14 protein-coding genes are annotated in these 16,624 nt (G+C 64.4%); 9 read left to right on the top strand and 5 right to left on the bottom strand.

The genetic code is table 11. The annotated features are described in order from the left end of the window. Positions 1 to 3: 3 nt before the first annotated feature. Together LB524_RS27790 and LB524_RS27785 are read right to left on the bottom strand one after the other, a co-directional pair. Entirely contained in the window at positions 4 to 1,140 is a 1,137-nt protein-coding gene (locus LB524_RS27790; protein WP_224531534.1) for an alpha-hydroxy acid oxidase, read from the bottom strand. Between the two features lie 25 nt (positions 1,141 to 1,165). After that, positions 1,166 to 1,969 (bottom strand): FCD domain-containing protein, encoded by an 804-nt coding sequence (locus LB524_RS27785; protein ID WP_140821117.1) that lies wholly within the window; start codon positions 1,967 to 1,969, stop codon positions 1,166 to 1,168. A gap of 207 nt (positions 1,970 to 2,176) precedes the next feature. On the opposite strand from LB524_RS27785, the gene LB524_RS27780 reads away from it, so the two are divergent. From LB524_RS27780 to glcF, 4 genes are all read left to right on the top strand, one after another. Beyond that, entirely contained in the window at positions 2,177 to 3,499 is a 1,323-nt protein-coding gene (locus tag LB524_RS27780) for a DUF3422 family protein (protein ID WP_224531531.1), read from the top strand. A 155-nt stretch (positions 3,500 to 3,654) separates the two neighbouring features. Continuing rightward, positions 3,655 to 5,151 (top strand): FAD-linked oxidase C-terminal domain-containing protein, encoded by a 1,497-nt coding sequence (locus LB524_RS27775; RefSeq protein ID WP_224531528.1) that lies wholly within the window; start codon positions 3,655 to 3,657, stop codon positions 5,149 to 5,151. A gap of 238 nt (positions 5,152 to 5,389) precedes the next feature. Continuing rightward, entirely contained in the window at positions 5,390 to 6,595 is a 1,206-nt protein-coding gene (locus LB524_RS27770) for an FAD-binding protein (RefSeq protein WP_224531526.1), read from the top strand. Positions 6,596 to 6,605: 10 nt separating this feature from the next. After that, complete coding sequence (gene glcF / locus LB524_RS27765) at positions 6,606 to 7,931, top strand: glycolate oxidase subunit GlcF (protein WP_224531524.1); 1,326 nt, start codon at positions 6,606 to 6,608, stop codon at positions 7,929 to 7,931. Positions 7,932 to 7,939: 8 nt separating this feature from the next. Here glcF and LB524_RS27760 read toward each other — a convergent pair whose 3' ends face one another. Both LB524_RS27760 and LB524_RS27755 read right to left on the bottom strand, forming a co-directional pair. Then, positions 7,940 to 8,860, bottom strand: coding sequence for a bifunctional 5,10-methylenetetrahydrofolate dehydrogenase/5,10-methenyltetrahydrofolate cyclohydrolase (locus LB524_RS27760; RefSeq protein WP_224531522.1), 921 nt, complete (start codon positions 8,858 to 8,860; stop codon positions 7,940 to 7,942). A 289-nt stretch (positions 8,861 to 9,149) separates the two neighbouring features. Further along, the gene (locus tag LB524_RS27755; protein ID WP_224531520.1) at positions 9,150 to 9,896 is read right to left on the bottom strand and encodes a L,D-transpeptidase; all 747 of its coding nucleotides are present in this window, start codon (positions 9,894 to 9,896) and stop codon (positions 9,150 to 9,152) included. 212 nt (positions 9,897 to 10,108) lie between these two features. Here LB524_RS27755 and LB524_RS27750 point away from each other — a divergent pair, with 212 nt between their 5' ends. Then, positions 10,109 to 10,747, top strand: coding sequence for a DNA-3-methyladenine glycosylase I (locus LB524_RS27750; RefSeq protein ID WP_140614569.1), 639 nt, complete (start codon positions 10,109 to 10,111; stop codon positions 10,745 to 10,747). 11 nt (positions 10,748 to 10,758) lie between these two features. Here LB524_RS27750 and LB524_RS27745 read toward each other — a convergent pair whose 3' ends face one another. Next, a complete protein-coding gene (locus tag LB524_RS27745; RefSeq protein WP_224531518.1) occupies positions 10,759 to 11,010 on the bottom strand; it encodes a hypothetical protein in 252 nt (83 codons plus the stop codon). A 248-nt stretch (positions 11,011 to 11,258) separates the two neighbouring features. Here LB524_RS27745 and hisS point away from each other — a divergent pair, with 248 nt between their 5' ends. The 4 genes from hisS to LB524_RS27725 all read left to right on the top strand — a co-directional run bounded on the left by hisS (position 11,259) and on the right by LB524_RS27725 (position 16,621). Continuing rightward, positions 11,259 to 12,764 (top strand): histidine--tRNA ligase, encoded by a 1,506-nt coding sequence (gene hisS / locus LB524_RS27740; RefSeq protein ID WP_224531517.1) that lies wholly within the window; start codon positions 11,259 to 11,261, stop codon positions 12,762 to 12,764. A gap of 178 nt (positions 12,765 to 12,942) precedes the next feature. Beyond that, on the top strand, positions 12,943 to 14,061 hold the full coding sequence (locus LB524_RS27735; protein WP_140614565.1) for an ATP phosphoribosyltransferase regulatory subunit: 1,119 nt from the start codon (positions 12,943 to 12,945) through the stop codon (positions 14,059 to 14,061). After that, complete coding sequence (gene hisG / locus LB524_RS27730) at positions 14,058 to 14,756, top strand: ATP phosphoribosyltransferase (protein WP_224531515.1); 699 nt, start codon at positions 14,058 to 14,060, stop codon at positions 14,754 to 14,756. Before LB524_RS27735 ends, hisG begins: the two co-directional genes overlap by 4 nt. A 92-nt stretch (positions 14,757 to 14,848) precedes the next feature. Then, the gene (locus tag LB524_RS27725; RefSeq protein ID WP_140876658.1) at positions 14,849 to 16,621 is read left to right on the top strand and encodes an AMP-binding protein; all 1,773 of its coding nucleotides are present in this window, start codon (positions 14,849 to 14,851) and stop codon (positions 16,619 to 16,621) included. Positions 16,622 to 16,624: the final 3 nt, after the last annotated feature.

Below are 16,624 nucleotides of genomic sequence, written 5' to 3'. Positions count from 1 at the left end.
GGCCTAGCGCCGGAGTTGGTCCTTGCCCATGTCGGTGACCAGACGCTTTCCGCACAGCGCCAGCGTGATGTCCATCTCCTTACGGATGATTTCCAACGCCTTGGTAACCCCTTCCTTGCCGAGCGCGCCCAGGCCGTAAAGAAACGGCCGGCCGATATAAGTGCCCTTGGCGCCCAGGCAGAGTGCTTTCAACACATCCTGGCCGGAGCGGATGCCGCCGTCCATATGCACTTCTATTCTGTCGCCGACCGCATCCGCGATCTCTTCCAGCGCCATGATGGAGGACGATGCGCCGTCGAGTTGGCGGCCGCCATGATTGGAAACGATGATGGCATCGGCGCCGGTGTTGGCTGCCATCAGCGCGTCCTCCTTGTCGAGGATGCCCTTGAGGATCAGTTTGCCGCCCCAGCGCTCCTTGATCCAGGCGACGTCCTTCCACGACAGGTGCGGATCGAACTGTTCGGTCGTCCATGACGACAACGAAGCCACATCGCCGACGCCCTTGGCATGGCCGACGATGTTACGGAAGGTACGGCGCTTCGTGCCAGCCATGCCCATCCACCAGCCAGGCCGCACAGCGATGTTGGCGATGTTGGCGAGCGTCATCTTGGGCGGCGCCGAAAGCCCATTGCGGACGTCCTTGTGGCGCTGGCCGAGGACCTGCAGGTCGAGCGTCAGCACCAGCGCCGAGCACTTCGCCGTCTTCGCCCGGTCGATCAAATTGAGGACGAAATCCTTGTCGCGCAGCACATAGAGCTGGAACCAGAACGGTTTCTTCGTCACCGACGCGACATCCTCGATCGAGCAGATGCTCATCGTCGAAAGCGTGAACGGCACGCCGAATTCCTCAGCCGCCTGCGCTGCCAGCATCTCGCCGTCGGCGTGCTGCATGCCGGTCAGGCCTGTCGGCGCAAGCGCCACCGGCATCGACACTTTCTGGCCGATCATGGTCGATTCCAGCGAGCGGTTGCTCATGTCGACCAGCACGCGCTGGCGGAACTTGATCTTCTGGAAGTCTTCCTCGTTTGCCCGGTAGGTGCTCTCGGTCCAGGCGCCGGAGTCGGCATAGTCGAAGAACATCTTGGGCACGCGCCGGCGCGCGAGATCCTTGAGGTCTGCGATGGTGAGAATGTCGCTCATGATGGTCCCTGCTTGATCGAATTAACTAGGAGCGGCTGCGCGCTGGTTCGCTGCCGCCGGTTTCCGAGCGCTGCCTTAGCCTCAGCCGCGACACGCGTTGCCAGTCGCCGCTGCGCTCGGCTTCCGCCATCGAGCGCTCGACATAGGTCATGTGGTCCATCGCCGCCTGGCGGGCGGCGGCCGGATCGCCAGCCCTGACCGCGGTGTGGATCGCCCGGTGCTGCGCCAGCAGCGCCTCTCGCGCGCCCGGCACGGTGAACACCAGCAGCCGGTTCTGGAACACGCCTTCCGATAAGAGGCGGTAGCAGGAGCGCAGCGTGTGCAAGAGCAGGATGTTGTGCGCGCATTCGCAGATCGCATGGTGGAATTCAACGTCGATTTCCGCCTCGTCGTCGAAGTCGCCGGTGCGATGCGCCTCATCCATGCGCGCCATGATGCGGTCGAGCAGGGCGAGGTCGTCGGGTGTGGCGCGCCGTGCCGCGTATTCGGCGGCTATGCCCTCGACCTCGCGGCGATACTCCAGATAGTCCGTCACCGCCTTGCGATGCGTCGAGATCAGGTCCGCCACCGGCTTGGTAAACAACTGGCCGATAATGTCGGCGACATGCGTGCCGCCGCCGGCCTTGGTCGTCAGCAACCCACGTCCTTCGAGCGCCTTCAGCGCATCGCGCAGGATGGGCCGCGACACATCGAACTGACGCGCCAGTTCGCGCTCGCCCGGCAGCCGGTCGCCAGTGCGCAGCACGCCTTCGAGGATGAGGCTTTCGATCTGCTGCACGACTTCGTCGGCGGTGCGCGAATGCTCGATCCTGGAGAAAATATCGCTCAAAGGAAGCGCCTGGGGACGGAATGAATGTCGCGCAGATTAAAGCGTCTGTCGCCAACTGGTCAAATTATTTATCCAATTCGCCTGGTTCGGTCGATTTTCGCATCGCGCTGGCACGTCGCCTCGCGCTAAACTTTGCTGTTTACGTCCCTTGTCGATTGCCGCAAGACGGCACCATTGCACGAAGGGTCGAAACCAGGGGGACCAGACGTGTCGGACGAGACGTCCAATCTTGAATTCCAGTCGCGCAGCCAAGGCAGCGTCATGGGCTTTCCGGCGCATGAAGGCCGGCCCGGCGCGCTCGGCGAGGTTCATGCCCGTCCGCATCCACTCGTCGAGAAGCCGCGCGTCCTCGTCCAGCTCTCCTTCATGACCGAAGGAGGCTCCGCGGTCGACCATGCCGTGCTTTCGGAACTGTCGCGCCGCCCCGGCATCGCCGCCCCCGAGCGTCATGCCCGCCACCACGCCATGAAATGGGGCAAGGGCACGCTGCGCTGGGAGCGGCATACGGAGTTCTCGACCTATCTCTGGGAAGGACCGCTGGCCGAGAATGGCCGGGGGCAAGAGGATTCGCCGTTCGGCAATGGCTTTTCGCCGCCGGGAACCGTCATCTCGGGCATCCGGCTCGAGATCCGCAAGTGGACGCAGGCGAACGAGAGGCTGATCGCCGGCTTCGACCCGACCAGCCTCTGTCACTCGCTCGTCGAGCGCGGCAGCGCGGCTATTGTCACCGACTTCCGCCAGGACGGCGATGGCATGACCCGCATGCTGGTGCTTGATCGTGGTCTGACCCCGGCCAGCACCGGCGCGCTGTCGCAGCGGCTGATCGACATCGAGACCTACCGCACGCTTGCCATGCTCGGCTTGCCGCTGGCGCTCACCTTGTCCAGCCGCGCCCGCCGCATCGAGGATCGCTTGGCACAGACGACCCTGGAAATGAAAGTTGCCGAGACCCGCGACAGCCAGACGCTGCTCGCCGACCTGACGGAGCTTGCCGCCGAACTGGAGGCTGATGCCGCTTCCAGCCTTTACCGCTTCGGCGCCAGTCGCGCTTATGACGGCATCGTCACTGAAAGGCTCGAGGCACTGGATGAGGAGCCAGTGCTGGGCTACGACACCTGGTCGGGCTTTCTGCTGCGCCGCATGGCGCCAGCCATGCGCACCTGCCGCTCGGTCGAGGAGCGCCAGGCCAACCTGTCGCGAAAGCTGACCCGTGCCACTACGCTGTTGCGCACCTGGGTCGATGTCGAGGTCGAGAAGCAGAACCGCGACCTGCTCGCCTCGATGAACAACCGCGCCCGGCTGCAACTGCGCCTGCAGCAGACCGTCGAAGGGCTCTCGGTCGCCGCCGTCTCCTACTATGTGGTGGGCCTCATAGGCTATGTCGCCAAGGGCGCGTCGGTCTTTGGCCACGCCTTCGCGCCGGAGGTCGTTACCGCCGCATCGGTGCCGATCGCCATCCTGCTGGTCTGGTGGGGCGTGCGCAGGGTGCGACAGATGCATTCCGAGCCGGCGAAGCATCCGGCCGAATAGACCGCGCCAAGCTTCGAAGCGCGATGGATGTGCAGCGGCAGATTGCCGCTGCGGAAGCCTTGCATGCACCCGCCCCGGATGACATCAAAGCAAGGTTTGCAACAAATGTCGCTAGCTGGTAAATCATTTTTACCAGTTGAGTGGAGGAAGCGCCGATGTCTGGCCTTGCCATGCCCAAGCCAGACGCCGAGACGCTGCGCCGGCGCAGCGAAATCGTCGCCGACATGCGCATCATCGTGCCGGGCGAGGGCGTGGTCGACGCGGCCAATGAAATGCGGGCCTTCGAGAGTGATGGCCTGACCGCCTACCGGCAAGTGCCGCTGGTCGTGGTCCTGCCCGAGACGGTGGCGCAGGTTTCCCGTCTGCTGAAATACTGCAACGACCGCAACATCCGCGTCGTGCCGCGCGGCTCCGGCACCTCGCTGTCGGGCGGCGCGCTGCCGCTGGAAGACGCGGTGCTGCTGGTCATGAGCCGGTTCAACCGGATCCTTGAGATCGATTTTCCCAACCGCATCGTCGTCGCCCAGCCCGGCGTCACCAATCTCGGCATCACGTCCGCCGTCGAGCAGGAGGAGTTTTATTATGCTCCCGATCCATCCTCCCAGATCGCCTGCTCGATCGGCGGCAACGTGGCGGAGAATTCCGGCGGCGTGCACTGCCTGAAATACGGCCTCACCGCCAACAATGTGCTTGGCATCGAGATGGTGCTGATGAATGGCGAGGTGGTGCGGCTCGGCGGCGGCCACCTCGATGCGGAAGGCTATGACCTGCTCGGCGTCATGACCGGTTCGGAAGGGCTGCTCGGCGTCGTCACCGAGGTCACCGTGCGCATCCTGAAGAAGCCGGAGACGGCGCGGGCGCTGCTGATCGGCTTTCCGACCAGCGAGCAGGGCGGCCAATGCGTGGCCGACATCATCGGCGCCGGCATCATTCCGGGCGGCATGGAAATGATGGACCGGCCGGCGATCCATGCGTCGGAAGATTTCGTCCGTGCCGGTTATCCCCTTGACGTCGAGGCGCTGCTGATCGTCGAACTCGACGGGCCGGGCGTCGAGGTCGACCATCTCATTACGGCGGTCGAGGCAATCGCCATTCGCAACGGCTCGACCACCTGCCGCATCTCGCAGTCCGAGCAGGAGCGGCTGAGTTTTTGGGCCGGGCGCAAGGCGGCCTTCCCCGCCGTTGGCCGCATCTCGCCCGATTACTACTGCATGGACGGCACGATCCCACGCAAGGAGCTGCCGCGCGTGCTGGCCGGCATGCGCGAGCTGTCGCAAAAATACGGCCTCGGCGTCGCCAACGTCTTCCACGCCGGCGACGGCAATCTGCATCCCCTGATCCTTTATGACGCCAACGTGCCTGGTGAACTCGACAAGGCCGAAAGCTTTGGCGCTGATATTCTGAGGCTTTGCGTCAAGGTTGGTGGCGTGCTCACCGGCGAACATGGCGTCGGGGTCGAGAAGCGCGACCTGATGCCGGAAATGTTCAACCAGGTCGACCTCGACCAGCAAATGCGCGTCAAGTGCGCCTTCGATCCCAACCATCTGCTCAATCCCGGAAAGGTGTTCCCGCAACTGCGCCGCTGCGCCGAACTGGGGCGCATGCATGTGCATCGCGGGCAGGTGGCGTTTCCCGATATTCCGAGGTTTTGAGGGACATGTTGGCGCTTGAACACCCCCCTCTGTCCTGCCGGACATCTCCCCCGCAAGGGGGGAGATTAGCAGTTCCGGCATCTCGCCGTTCAACAGACATTGGATGTTGGCGAAATCCGATGCGGCATCTGATCTCCCCCCTTGCGGGGGAGATGTCCGGCAGGACAGAGGGGGGTGTGAAGAAACGCGACCTATCACTTCTCGCCCGCTTTGCGGGGCAGAGGAAGGGCACGCGTGCATGACCGCCTTCACCCCCACCACTTCAGCCGAAGTCCTCTCCACGGTTGCCTGGGCGACGGCAGAAGAAGCATCGCTCGAAATTCTCGGCCATGGCTCCAAGCGCGCCATCGGCCATCCGTTGCAGACCGAGCACACGCTCGACCTGTCGAAACTCTCGGGCGTGACCCTCTATGAACCCGCAGAACTGGTGCTGTCGGCCAAGTCAGGCACGCCGCTGGCCGAGATCGAAAGGCTGCTGGCTGAAAACGGCCAGCAACTCGCCTTCGAGCCGATGGACTACGGCCCGCTGCACGGCGGCGAGCCGGGCAAAGGCACCATCGGCGGCGTGCTCGGCGCCAACCTGTCCGGTCCGCGCCGGCTGAAGGCGGGTGCCGCGCGCGATCATATCCTGGGCATCAACGTCGTCTCCGGCCGGGGGGAAGCTTTCAAGTCGGGCGGCCGCGTGGTCAAGAACGTCACCGGCTACGATATGTCGAAGCTGATGGCCAACAGCTGGGGCACGCTGGCCGTCTTTACCGACGTCACCTTCAAGGTGCTGCCTGCGGCCGAGACCGAAGTCACGCTCGCTGTCCGTGGCCTGCTCGATGATGCAGCCTGCGCCGCCATGGCCTTGGCCCTTGGTTCCAGCGCGGAAGTTTCGAGCGCTTCCCATCTGCCGGAGCGCATCGCCGCCCGCGTTGCCGGCGGGACGCTCGGCAGTGAAGCCGCCACGCTGCTGCGCGTCGAGGGCTTTGGCCCGTCGGTTGCCTATCGCATCACCGCGCTGAACACCCTGCTCGGCAACGCCGGGCCGCTGGAGGAGATTTCCGGTGAGACCTCCAAGGCAATCTGGCGCGACGTGCGCGATATCAGGCCCTTCGTTGACGGCAGCGAAAAGCCGGTCTGGCGGGTCTCGATGACGCCCGCTCAGGGGCACCAGATGGTTCTGGCCCTACGCATGCAGGCCGCCGTCAGTGCCTTCTACGACTGGCAGGGCGGGCTGGTGTGGCTGCGCATGGAGGAGGGCGATCCCGAAGCCACCCTGCTTCGTGGGCTGTTGCGGAAACATGGCGGCGGCCACGCGACGCTGGTGCGCGCTGCCCCCGCCCATCGCGCCGCGCTACCGGTGTTCGAGCCACAGGCGCCGGCGCTTGCCGCGCTGAGTCAGCGCCTGAAACAGGAATTCGACCCGAAGAACATCCTCAATCCCGGCCGCATGGCCTAGGACATCAGAGATGCAGACCAATTTTTCGCCCGCCCAGCTTGCCGACCCTGATGTCGCCGAGTCCGAAAAGATCCTGCGCAAATGCGTGCATTGCGGTTTCTGCACCGCCACCTGCCCGACTTATGTAACGCTTGGCAACGAGCTCGATTCGCCGCGCGGGCGCATCTACCTGATCAAGGACATGCTGGAAAACGGCCGCCCCGCCGACAAGGAAATCGTCACCCATATCGACCGCTGCCTCTCCTGCCTGGCCTGCATGACCACCTGTCCATCAGGCGTTAATTACATGCATCTGGTCGACCATGCTCGTGCCCATATCCAGGAAACCTACAAGCGGCCGCTGCTCGACCGGCTGACCCGTGCCATGCTGGCTTTCGTGCTGCCCTATCCCCAACGCTTCCGCGCCGCGCTCAAGCTTGCGAGGCTGGGCAAGCCTTTCATTGGCCTGTTCGAGAAGATTCCTGCACTGAAGCCGCTCGCCGCGATGCTCAAGCTCGCGCCTGCATCGATCCCGGCGGCCTCGCCGATGGCTTTACCGGGTATCCATGCCGGTCAGGGGGCAAAAAAGGGCCGTGTCGCCATCCTGACCGGCTGCGCGCAATCGGTGCTTGACCCCGCCATCAACGACACCACCATCTCGCTGCTGACGCGGCTCGGTGTCGAGGTCGTGGTGCCACCGGGCGAGGGCTGCTGCGGCGCCCTGGTTCATCACATGGGGCGGGAAGAAGCCGCCCTTGCCTCGGCCAGGCAAAATATCGATGCTTGGACACGCTCCATCGAGCAGGGCGGGCTCGACGCCATTGTCATCACCGCATCGGGTTGCGGCACGACGATCAAGGACTACGGCTTCATGCTGCGGCTCGATCCGGCCTATGCCGACAAGGCCGCGCGCGTGTCGGCGCTGGCCAAGGACATCACCGAATATCTGGCAAGTCTCAAGCTCCCTGAACCGGTGCGCAAGCCCGGCACTGTCGTTGCGTATCACTCGGCCTGCTCGATGCAGCACGGCCAGAAGATCACCCGGCAGCCGAAGGAGCTGCTCGCCAAGGCCGGTTTCATTGTGCGCGAGCCGCGCGAGGGCCATCTCTGCTGCGGCTCGGCCGGCACCTACAACATCCTGCAGCCCGAGATTTCGGCCAGGCTGCGCGATCGTAAGGTGAAAAACATCGAGGCGACGGGCGCCTCGATCGTCGCCACCGGCAATATCGGTTGCATCACGCAGATCGCATCCGCCGCCAGCATGCCGGTGGTGCACACGATCAAACTGCTCGACTGGGCCTATGGCGGGCCGAGGCCGGATGGCATCCTGGATGAGAGCCTCGTCGCGGCGGAGTAGGCCGGGCGCTATTCAGCCGCAAGCCTGTCGGCCGTGCCGTAGGTCGCCTCGTAGAGCGCGCGCTGGCGGCTGAGCGCGACCATGGTATTGCGCAGCAGGATCGCCACCGTCAGCGGACCGACGCCTCCCGGCACCGGCGTGATCCACGAGGCGACTTCCTTGACGCTGTCGGTGTCGACGTCGCCGACGATGCGGCTCGTGCCGTCCGGTCCGACCTCCGAATTGATGCCGATGTCGATGACGGCGGCACCCGGCTTGACCATGTCGGCCTTGATCAGCCGCGGCTTGCCAACAGCGACGAACAGCGCATCGGCGCGCCGCGCATGGGCAGCGACCGACCGTGTCATATGATGGCAGACCGTCACCGTCGCGCCTTCGCTCATCAGCAGGAAGGCGATCGGCTTGCCGACGATTTCCGAATGGCCGACGATGACTACTTCCAGCCCCTTGAGGTCGAGGCCGGTTTCCTTGAGCAGTTCGACCGAGGCGGCCGCCGTGCAAGGTGCGAGATCAAGCTGGTTGTACACGATGTTGCCGATCGAGGCCGGATGCATGCCCTCGACGTCCTTCAGCGGATGCACGGCCGCCTGCAGCATCTTGATCGGGATATGCGTCGGCACCGGCCGCTGGATGATGATGCCGGTGACACGCGGATCGGCATTCAGCCCATGGATGGCTGCTTCGAGTTCACCTGAGGTGATCGTGGCGGGAAAGCGCCGTTCCTCGAAATCGATGCCGGCGAGTTGAGCCTTGGCACGCTGGTTGCGCACATAGACGTCGACGGCGTCGGTATCGCCGACGGTGATCGAGATCAGCTTGGGCGGAAAGCCCTCGGCCTTGGCAATGGTCGCGTCCTCGCGCACGGCGGCGATGATGCGCTGGGCAACCGGGCCGCCCCTGAGATAGCGGCTGTCGTCGGACACGGACATGGTTCGAACCTTTGGTGGGGAAATTGTGCACTGCAATAGCAGAACACGGCCCGGAAATCAGCCCTGAAAACGAAACACCGTGCCTCCGGGGCGACCTGTCGCACCGTGAAACGAAAAGGGCAGCCCGGTTACCCGTGCTGCCCTCTCGTGACTGGCCGTATCCCCACACGGCCCGTCCCCCGTTAACTCGTTGCCAGTCTAAGCACGTCTTCCAAAAGTGCGCTATGACTTAAGGGCAACAGCGCGCCAAAACCTGCTCAGCACTGCTTAACCGGCTGATTCGCTGCCACTATATCACCTCGACGGTGGTTCCGACATTGACCCGCTCATAAAGGTCGACCACGTCCTCGTTGCGCATCCGGATGCAGCCCGATGATACCGCGCCGCCGATCGTCCAGGGCTGGTTGGTGCCATGGATGCGGTACTCGGTCGTGCCGAGATAGAGAGCGCGCGCGCCGAGCGGGTTTTCCATGCCGCCGGCCAGATAGGTCGGCAGGTATCGGCCCTTGGCCGCTTCGCGCTTGATCATCTCGGCCGGTGGACGCCAGTCCGGCCAGACTCGCTTGTTGGTGATCTTGTGGGTGCCCGACCATTCGAAGCCGGGTTTGCCGGTGCCGACGCCGTAGCGCCGCGCCTTGCCGTTCTTCTCAACCAGATAGAGAAAATTCTGCGTGGTATCGATGACGATGGTGCCCGGCTTCTGGGCGCCGTCATAGGCAACTTCCTGCGGCAGGTAGACGGGGTTGATCTGCCGGCGCATGACCATGCGTTTGGCAGGCGCCTGCACGGCGGCCGTCTGTACGCTGTCGGGCTGTGCCGGCTGCGCGGTGCGCTGGCGCGGCTGCTGCTGCACGGCCTGTCGGTTCTGCCGCACGATTCCGGGCGCATGGCCGAGCTGCAGCACCCAGGGCGCGGAAAGGTCGGGGCTCACCATCACCGGCGGTCTGTCGGCATAGCGGTCGTTGGCGATTGAGGGTGTGGCGCCGGCGGCAAACACAGCCACGGCGCCGAGCAAGGGAAACAGAACTCTCTTCATCGGGAACGCACCTTGATCGTCTAATATGCCAGGCAAGAACGCTCCCGGCTTGCGCGATCATTGGCGGCGAGCAGCAACCGAAACATGAATCGGAATGCGTAAAATGCGGTTCTGCCGGTAAACTCTTTGGTGTGGTTACCGCCCGGTTCAGGAATCTGGTAAAGCCACGGTAAAGACAGCGCGCAAGCGCGTTAACGGATGGATTTCTTGGGATGAGCAATGAAAACACCGGCCTGCTTGCCGGTCCTGATGGTGTCGTGCGCTGCTTCTGGCACGGCAATCTGCCCGATTATCTGCATTACCATGACCATGAATGGGGCCGGCCGGTGGCCGATGACCGCAGGCTGTTCGAGAAGATCTGCTTGGAAGGGTTTCAGTCGGGCCTGTCCTGGCTGACCATTTTGCGCAAGCGGGAGAATTTTCGCGAAGCCTTCGCTGGCTTCGACTTCGACAAGGTCGCCGCCTTCAACGAACGGGATGTCGAGCGCCTGCTCGGCAACGCCGGCATCATCCGCCATCGCGGCAAGATCGTCTCGACCATCAACAACGCCAAACGCGCCCGCGAGATGGTGGATGAGTTCGGCTCGCTGGCCGCCTGGTTCTGGAAGTTCGAACCCGGCAAGGAGGAGCGGCCGGAGATCGTCGACCTCGCCCATCTGCGCGCCAACCCGACCACCGCGGTTTCCGTTCGGATTTCGAAGGACCTGAAAAAGCGCGGCTGGACTTTCGTCGGCCCGACCACCGTGTACGCCTTCATGCAGGCCATGGGCCTGGTCAACGACCATCTCGAAGGCTGCGTGTGCCGTAAGGAGGTCGAGAAGCAGCGGAAGGCTTTCCAGCGGCCGAAATAGCCGCGGGCAGCTCAGGTGCCGTTGGCGCTGGCCAGGAACAGCCCGGCGACGATTGCGGCCACCGTGGCGACCGTCGGATAGATCACCAGCAGACCGGTCACCAACGCGTCGCGCAGGGAAGGATCCTTGCTGGTGCCTACCGGCACATCGAACGGCCTGGCAGCCCGGCCAACCATTTGCGGTGCATGGGTGCCCGCCGGGCGCAGGCGCGTCGGCACTTCGCCGGCCTCGCTGTTGGCCTCAAATTCCGTTGCGCTGGTCATGTCCCGAACCTCTTCGTTTCGGTGCGCTATATCGGCCGCGATTGTGTCGGCACGATGCCGCGCCCGTGGCGGCATTGTTTCATTTCCGGCGTGTTTTTGTTTCAGGGGGTTTCGATTCTTCCTGATCTCGTCGGGTGCGCTGCCGGGCGCCAACCCTTGCCGCTCCCGGCTTCATCGGTTAGGAACGCGCGCTGTGAACGCGCTAGATTTGCCGCGTCACGAAGTCATGAACATCGGGTGCCCAGATTATGGCCGACAAATCGGAAAAGACGAAAGCGCGGCTGCCGCGCGGGTTTGCCGACCGCGGCGCCGAGGATATCCGCGCCGTCGAGAAGATGATGGCGACGATCCGCTCGGTCTATGAGCTCTATGGCTTCGAACCGGCCGACCAGCCGCTGATCGAATATACCGATGCGTTGGGCAAATTCCTGCCCGACCAGGACCGGCCGAACGAAGGCGTGTTCTCTTTCCAGGACGACGACGACCAGTGGCTGTCGCTGCGCTACGACCTGACCGCGCCGACCGCGCGCTTCGTCGCCGAGAATTTCGAACGCCTGCCAAAACCCTATCGCAGCTACCGTTCCGGCTGGGTGTTCCGCAACGAAAAGCCCGGGCCCGGCCGCTTTCGCCAGTTCATGCAGTTCGACGCCGACACGATCGGCACGCCGGGCGTCGCGGCGGACGCCGAGATGGCGATGATGATGGCCGACGTCATGGAAGCGCTCGGTATCAAGCGCGGCGACTACGTCATCCGCGTCAACAACCGCAAGGTGCTGGACGGTGTGCTGGAAGCGATCGGCCTTGGCGGCGAGGAAAATGCCGGCCGCCGGCTGACGGTGCTGCGCGCCATCGACAAGCTCGACAAGCTCGGTCCGGACGGTGTCCGGCTTCTGCTTGGCCCGGGGCGCTGGGACGGCGGCAAGGAAGGCGAGGGTGACTTCGCCAAGGGCGCCGGGCTGAATGAAACGCAAGCCGAGGCTGTTCTTATGGCGACAGCGCGAAATGTGCAGGCGGGTTTGGATGCCAGCGTCAGCGGGAACGCGGTCTACCAGGAGGGCGTTGGCGAACTTGCGACCATCGAATCGTTGGTCCGGGCTGCCGGATATGCCGAGGACCGTATCGCCATGGATCGTTCCGTCGTGCGCGGCCTCGAATACTACACCGGCCCCGTCTTCGAGGCCGAACTCCTGGCCGAAATCCCCAATGAAGACGGCCAGATCGTGCGCTTCGGCTCGGTCGGCGGCGGCGGCCGCTATGACGGTCTGGTCTCGCGCTTCCGTGGCGAACCGGTGCCGGCGACCGGTTTTTCCATCGGCGTCTCGCGACTGATGACGGCGCTGAAGAACCTCGGCAAGCTGGACGTATCGGAAGTGATCGCGCCGGTCGTCGTGCTGGTCATGGACAAGGATACTGAAAGCCTCGGCCGCTATCAGAAGATGGTCTCGGAATTGCGCGCCGCCGGCATTCGCTCCGAAATGTATCTCGGCGGCGCCGGCATGAAGGCGCAGCTCAAATATGCCGACCGGCGCGATTGCCCCATCGCCGTCATCCAGGGCGGCGACGAGCGGGCCAAGGGCGAATTGCAGATCAAGGACCTGATCGAAGGCGCGCGTATGTCGGCGGAGATCACCGACAACGCCGAATGGCGTGCGGCGCGGCCGGCCCAGGTGACCGTGGCGGAAAGCGAACTGGTCGCCGAGGTGAAGAAGATTTTGGCGGCGCAGGCCGCTGATCGCGCCAAGGGTGGCGCTTGAGCACCCCCCTCTGGCCTGCCGGCCATCTCCCCCGAAAAGGGGGAGATGGGATGTCGCGTAGGTTTTCGCCAATCTCCGATGTTGGGAAAAACGCGCCGAGCCCGAAGCTGCCGATCTCCCCCCTTGCGGGGGAGATGGCCGGCAGGCCGGAGGGGGGGGCCTCGCGCCCAACCTGTCTATGACCTCCCGCCCCGCGATCGCCACCGACATCACCACCCTCTTCGCCGCGCGCAACACGCATGCGGTGGAAGTCGCGGTGCTGCAGCCGGCCGATCCCTTCCTCGATATGGCCGGTGAGGATTTGCGCCGTCGCATTTTCCTGACCGAAAGCGAGACCGGGCAGGCGCTCTGCCTGCGGCCCGAATTCACCATTCCCGTCTGCCTCGACCACATAGCCAGCCAGGCCGGCACGCCGCGCCGCTATTCCTATCTGGGCGAAGTGTTTCGCCAGCGCCGCGAGGGCGGCAATGAGTTCTTCCAGGCCGGCATCGAGGATCTCGGCGACCGCGACACGGCCGAAGCCGATGCTCGTTCAGTGGCCGATGCACACGCATTGCTGTCGCTGGTGCTGCCCAGGCAGTCGCTGGCCGTCACGCTTGGTGACCAGGCGATTTTCGAGGCGGTGCTGGCGGCGCTCGGCCTGCCGCGCGGCTGGCGCATGCGGCTGGCGCGCGCCTTCGGCTCGGCGCCGATGCTGGAGGCAGCACTCGCCGACCTCGCCAACCCACAGCGCAACAGCCAGATCTCCGGGCCGGTCGCGGCGCTTGTCCTCGATGGCGATCTGGACCGTCTTTCCCAGCATATTGCCGGCGGCATGGAGGAAGCCGGCTTGTCAGCATCGGCCGGGCGCGCGCCGTCGGATATCGCGCGGCGGCTGATCGAGAAAGCCGAGTTGCGCAGCGTGCGGCTGTCGAACGAGGCTTTCGCGGCGCTGAAAGATTTTCTGGCGATCGACGTGCCGCTCGATGGCGCGGCCCAGGCATTGGAAACCTTCGCGGCCGGCGCCGGACTTTCGCTGGGTGCGGCGCTGGAAAAATTCTCGGCCCGCGCCAAGGCGATCGAGGCGCATGGCTTGCCCTCCGAAAAAATCCGCTACGACGCCGCTTTCGGCCGTCCGCTCGACTACTACACCGGTGTCGTCTTCGAAATCGCGGCCGCCGACGGCGAGCGCGCCTTGGCCGGTGGCGGGCGCTACGACCGGTTGCTGACGCTGCTCGGTGCCAAGACCGCGATCCCCGGCGTCGGCTTTTCGGTGTGGCTCGACCGCATCGAGGCGCTGCGGGGGGCGGCATCATGATCACGCTCGCCGTTCCCTCGAAGGGTAGGCTCAAGGAGCAGGCGCTGGAGGTGTTGGCCAAGGCCGGCCTCGCCGTCAGCCTGCCCGGCGACGAGCGTAAGTATCATGCCCGCGTCGAGGGCCTGGACAATGTCGAAGTGCTCTTCCTGTCGGCTTCCGAAATATCGGGCGAAATAGGCCAAGGCGCGGTCGATCTCGGCATCACCGGCGAGGACCTGGTGCGGGAAAATCTCGCTGACTGGGAAGTGCGGGCCGAGATCGTCGCCCGCCTCGGCTTCGGCCATGCCGATGTGGTGGTCGCGGTGCCCGAGATCTGGCTCGATGTCGACACCATGGCCGATCTCGACGATGTCGCCGCCGATTTCCGCCAGCGCCATGGCCGCAGGCTGCGGATTGCCACCAAATATTGGCGGCTGACGCAGCAGTTCTTCTCCCAAAAGCACGGCATTCAGGTCTATCGCATCGTCGAGAGCCTCGGCGCCACCGAGGGCGCGCCGGCGGCCGGCCTCGCCGACGTCATCGTCGACATCACCAGCACGGGCTCGACGCTGCGCGCCAACCATCTCAAGGTGCTGGCCGACGGCGTCGTGCTGAAGTCGCAGGCCTGTCTGGTCGCGTCGAGGAAGACACGTGCAGCGGCCGACGACGCCGTTTTGCGCGACATCGTCGCGAAAATGGCGGCAGCGGTCGCATAGCGACCTCCAGGGAAGGGGCTCCAGTACCATCGACGGGATTTCCAGCGTCCCGGCAGGCTGATAGGTTCGGCCAGTCTTGGGAGGAGACAGCGATGCCGGTCAATCTCGACGAGCTGAAGAATGCCACCAATCTGCGCGGACGCGGCGCGCGCGCCGGCAGCGTCTTTATTGCACCGGTCGATGGCAGGGCGCATGTCTCGGGCGACCGCAAAGTGCCGCTGCTCGACAAGACCATTCCCGCGCTGTTCTCCGACACCGTCGGCAAATACGGCACGCTCGATGCCGCCGTGTTCGTCGGCCAGGACAAGCGCTTCACGTGGAGCGAACTGTCGGACACGGTGGATGCACTGGCCGCCGGCTTTCTGGCGCTCGGCCTCCGGAAGGGCGACCGGGTCGGCATCTGGTCGCCCAACCGCTGGGAATGGCTGGTGACGCAATTCGCCACCGCCCGCATCGGCCTGATCCTAGTCAACATCAATCCGGCCTACCGGCTGACCGAGCTGGAATATGCCCTGAACAAGGTTGGCTGCAAGGCACTGGTGACGGCGGCGAGCTTCAAGACATCGGACTATCTCGGCATGATCGAGACTCTGGCGCCGGAGATCGCGACGGCGACACCCGGCAAGCTGAAGGCTGCGAAATTGCCGGCGCTCAGGATCGTCATCCGTATGGGCGAGGAGAACTCGCCAGGCATGTTCAATTTCGGCGACGTGCTGGCCATGGCCGGTCGCGACGAGCATGATAGCCTCGACCGCATCTCGGAAGGGCTGAAGCCTGGCGATGCGATCAACATCCAGTTCACCTCAGGCACGACGGGCGCACCCAAGGGCGCGACGCTCACCCATCTCAACATCGTCAACAACGGCAATTTCGTCACCTCGGCTATCAAGCTCACCGTCGACGATCGGCTCTGCATCCCGGTGCCGCTCTATCACTGCTTCGGCATGTCGATGGGCACCATGGGTTGTGTGTCGAAGGGCGCGACCATGGTTTTCCCGTGCGAGGGGTTCGATCCGGGCCTGACGCTGAAGGCGATCGCGCGGGAGCGCTGCACCGGCCTCTACGGCGTGCCGACCATGTTCGTCGGCATGCTCGATCATCCGGATTTCCCGACCTTCGATCTCTCCAGCCTGCGCACCGGCATCATGGCCGGTTCGCCCTGCCCGATCGAGGTGATGAAGAAGGTGGTCTCGCTCATGCACATGGCTGAAGTGACCATCGCCTACGGCATGACCGAGACCAGTCCGGTCTCGTTCCAGAGCAGCACCGACGATCCGTTGGAAAAGCGTGTCTCGACTGTCGGGCGCATCCACCCGCATGTCGAGGTCAAGGCGATCGCCGTCGACGGCGCCACCGTTGCGGTCGGCGCGCCGGGCGAGCTTTGTACGCGCGGCTATTCGGTGATGAAGGGCTATTGGGACGACGACGAAAAGACTCGCGAGGCGATCGATAGCGATGGCTGGATGCACACCGGCGACCTCGCCACCATCGACGCCGAGGGCTATTGCAACATTGTCGGCCGCGTCAAGGACATGGTCATTCGCGGCGGTGAGAACGTCTATCCCAGAGAGGTCGAGGAATTCCTCTACCGCCATCCCAAGGTGCGGGAAGTGCAGGTCTTCGGCATCCCGGACGCCAAATATGGCGAGGAGCTGTGCGCCTGGATCGTGCTCAAACCCGGCCAGGTCGCCACCGAGCAGGAGATCAAGGCGTTCTGCGCGGGCCAGATCGCCCACTACAAGGTGCCGCGCCATATTCGCTTCCGCACGGAATTGCCGATGACGGTGACCGGCAAACCGCAGAAATTCCTGATGCGTCAGGCGATGGCCGAGGAACTCGGGCTGGTGGCGCAGAAGACGGCGTGAGGC

Origin of the sequence: Mesorhizobium sp. ESP6-5 (genome assembly GCF_020164695.1) — a bacterium.
Lineage (GTDB): Bacteria > Pseudomonadota > Alphaproteobacteria > Rhizobiales > Rhizobiaceae > Mesorhizobium > Mesorhizobium australicum.
This window is presented reverse-complemented; position numbering and strand designations above follow the sequence as displayed.

Coding starts and splice junctions, on each gene's coding strand:
- LB524_RS27725 (WP_140876658.1), top strand. CDS start 14,849: ATGCCGGTCAATCTCGACGAGCTGAAGAATGCCACCAATCTGCGCGGA.
- LB524_RS27790 (WP_224531534.1), bottom strand. CDS start 1,140: ATGAGCGACATTCTCACCATCGCAGACCTCAAGGATCTCGCGCGCCGG.
- LB524_RS27775 (WP_224531528.1), top strand. CDS start 3,655: ATGTCTGGCCTTGCCATGCCCAAGCCAGACGCCGAGACGCTGCGCCGG.
- LB524_RS27770 (WP_224531526.1), top strand. CDS start 5,390: ATGACCGCCTTCACCCCCACCACTTCAGCCGAAGTCCTCTCCACGGTT.
- LB524_RS27750 (WP_140614569.1), top strand. CDS start 10,109: ATGAGCAATGAAAACACCGGCCTGCTTGCCGGTCCTGATGGTGTCGTG.
- LB524_RS27755 (WP_224531520.1), bottom strand. CDS start 9,896: ATGAAGAGAGTTCTGTTTCCCTTGCTCGGCGCCGTGGCTGTGTTTGCC.
- hisS (WP_224531517.1), top strand. CDS start 11,259: ATGGCCGACAAATCGGAAAAGACGAAAGCGCGGCTGCCGCGCGGGTTT.
- glcF (WP_224531524.1), top strand. CDS start 6,606: ATGCAGACCAATTTTTCGCCCGCCCAGCTTGCCGACCCTGATGTCGCC.
- LB524_RS27760 (WP_224531522.1), bottom strand. CDS start 8,860: ATGTCCGTGTCCGACGACAGCCGCTATCTCAGGGGCGGCCCGGTTGCC.
- hisG (WP_224531515.1), top strand. CDS start 14,058: ATGATCACGCTCGCCGTTCCCTCGAAGGGTAGGCTCAAGGAGCAGGCG.
- LB524_RS27745 (WP_224531518.1), bottom strand. CDS start 11,010: ATGACCAGCGCAACGGAATTTGAGGCCAACAGCGAGGCCGGCGAAGTG.
- LB524_RS27735 (WP_140614565.1), top strand. CDS start 12,943: ATGACCTCCCGCCCCGCGATCGCCACCGACATCACCACCCTCTTCGCC.